Source organism: Acinetobacter sp. 1566109 (assembly GCF_000582255.1).
GTDB lineage: Bacteria > Pseudomonadota > Gammaproteobacteria > Pseudomonadales > Moraxellaceae > Acinetobacter > Acinetobacter nosocomialis.
In genome coordinates, this window is record NZ_JEYB01000167.1 from 1 (window position 1) to 1701 (window position 1701).

General features: G+C 33.7%; 2 protein-coding genes and 2 pseudogenes. 2 read left to right on the plus strand and 2 right to left on the minus strand.

Annotated elements, in window-relative coordinates; translation table 11 throughout:
• A pseudogene (locus J582_RS27030) lies at positions 1-398 on the plus strand (hypothetical protein); the annotation flags it as partial.
• Between the two features lie 34 nt (positions 399-432).
• A pseudogene (locus J582_RS0105540) lies at positions 433-983 on the plus strand (macro domain-containing protein).
• A 1-nt stretch (position 984) separates the two neighbouring features.
• On the opposite strand, the gene J582_RS25060 reads toward J582_RS0105540, so the two are convergent.
• Positions 985-1371, minus strand: a complete 387-nt coding sequence (locus J582_RS25060; RefSeq protein WP_000053135.1) for a type II toxin-antitoxin system death-on-curing family toxin — start codon at positions 1369-1371, stop codon at positions 985-987.
• Complete coding sequence (locus J582_RS25065) at positions 1368-1547, minus strand: hypothetical protein (protein WP_001231652.1); 180 nt, start codon at positions 1545-1547, stop codon at positions 1368-1370. The genes J582_RS25060 and J582_RS25065 overlap by 4 nt, the downstream gene beginning before the upstream one ends.
• Between the last annotated feature and the right edge of the window lie 154 nt (positions 1548-1701).

Consider the following 1701-nt stretch of genomic DNA (forward strand, 5'->3'; position numbering starts at 1 on the left):
ACTTTGATAAATGTATTATTCAAACTAATTGGGCCTATACGAGTAATGCAGATATAGAAAGCTATAATCGTTTCTTAGAAAAAGAAGCAGTTGATAATTTTATTCATCATATTGAAGTTTTGAGACCCAAAGTAATTTTATTTATGGGTAGTAAGCTTATTAATTTTCTGAGAAATATAGATGTTTGGGATAGGTTTACTGCTATTGTTGGTCCAGAAATAGAACCCTTAAAAATGGTACAAAAAACAGATTTTGATGGTACTCGATTTAAAGTTTACTTTGATAATTTTGAACAATGCCAAGTTGTGTGCTTACCACATCCATCTAGTAGTAGAGGTCTATCTGATGAATATATCAAATTATTTGAACCAGAATTAGGAACAATCATTACTGAATAATACATTTATCAAAGGGTATTCTATAAAACTAATTATGAAAAAAGTCCATCTCATCCAAGCAGATATAACAGCTTTTGCTGTACATGCCATCGTTAACTCAGCAAATAAATCTTTGCTTGGTGGTGGGGGACTTGATTATGTAATTCATAAAAAAGCTGGACCATTGATAAAGAAGAATGTGTTCGTCTAAATCAAGAAAAAGGTGGATGCCCTACAGGTCAAGCAGAAGTAACAACAGCAGGTAATCTGCCTGCTAAATACCTTATTCATGCGGTTGGACCACGATGGTTAGATGGCGAACACAATGAGCCACAATTGCTTTGTGATGCTTATAGTAATGCACTATTCAAAGCTAATGAAATTCATGCACTCACTGTTTCTTTTCCATGTATTAGTACAGGTGTTTATGGTTTTCCACCTCAAAAGGCTGCTGAAATTGCGATTGGCACTATACTCTCTATGTTGCCTCAATATGATCATGTTGCAGAAGTATTTTTTATCTGCCGAGAGGATGAAAATTATTTAATTTATAAGAATCTTTTATCGAATATCGATGATCCAAATATTCAGATTCTGATTTCTTAGTTTAAATTATCGAAAGCTCGTATAAGAATTCAGCCACAATTTTGGCTAATAATTCATGTTCTTCTTGTGATTCAACAATATCGACCATCAAATCATCTAAACCTGTTTGTTCCTGAATGGTAACACCTTGAATTTCGAGATAAGTCAGCATTACAGCTAAACCAGTTCTTTTATTACCATCAACAAAAGCATGACCTTTTGAGATAGCTATACCAAACCATGCTGCGATCTCAAAAATGTCGCTTACATTACTGTAATACATCTGCTGATCTATACGGCTTAATACGCTTTCTAGCTTTTCAATATGACAGCCTATTCGCCCTACGCCAGTTTGTAATAGGATCTCATCATGCACAGCAATGACGAATGTTGAGCTAATCAAACTCATTTATAAGCAAGCTCTTGGATTTCAGCTTTATGCTGATTAATGACTCGTTTTGCACTATGCATCACAACACGTTTAGTCGCTTCGTCATTGCTAAATTGGATTGGTAATACTTGACCCGAAACCTTTTCACGATTTGAAATTTGATCAAGGCTATAGTCTTTTAAACGCTTTCTCATCTTCATACCCCTATTAAAAGAGAATTTCATTTTAGCCTAAATTAAACAATTAAGTACGATAGTGAGGATCTTTTCTTGGAATAGCATTTTCTGAATCTATATCAAAGAAATCATAAATTTTAGTGGCTGTTACTGTGTTAAATAATTTTTTGTC

Coding starts and splice junctions, on each gene's coding strand:
- J582_RS25060 (WP_000053135.1), bottom strand. CDS start 1,371: ATGAGTTTGATTAGCTCAACATTCGTCATTGCTGTGCATGATGAGATC.
- J582_RS25065 (WP_001231652.1), bottom strand. CDS start 1,547: ATGAGAAAGCGTTTAAAAGACTATAGCCTTGATCAAATTTCAAATCGT.